We start from the raw sequence: 349 nt of genomic DNA on the forward strand, positions 1-349 counted from the left end.
CCTTCAGAAACGCCGGCGCTTCTCCCCGCTTGGCCAAGGAAAACAGCATCCGCGACGCGGTGTAGATAGCGGAGTTCAGACAGCTGGCAACAGCAACCAATACCACGATATCGACAATGAACTTCGCGTTCGCAATGGAGAGATACTCCAGTGCTCGCTGGTACGAGCCCACGACAGTGAGAGCTGGATCATTCCACGGGACAATCGACACAATCATGAAGATCGAGACGATGTAGAACAGACCGATACGCCAGATCACCGAGTTGGTGGCGCGCGCAATCTGCTTGCTGGGGCTATGGGACTCCGCTGCCGCGATGGTGACGATTTCAGTGCCCATGAAGCTGAACAT

At 55.6% G+C, this 349-nt stretch carries 1 protein-coding gene; it reads right to left on the bottom strand.

The genetic code is table 11. The features are described from left to right. A partial coding sequence (locus AC0L3U_RS38730) for an amino acid permease (protein ID WP_473365012.1) occupies positions 1-337 on the bottom strand: 337 nt, incomplete at its 3' end. Positions 338-349: the final 12 nt, after the last annotated feature.

Source organism: Bradyrhizobium sp. Kon69, from assembly GCF_055807515.1.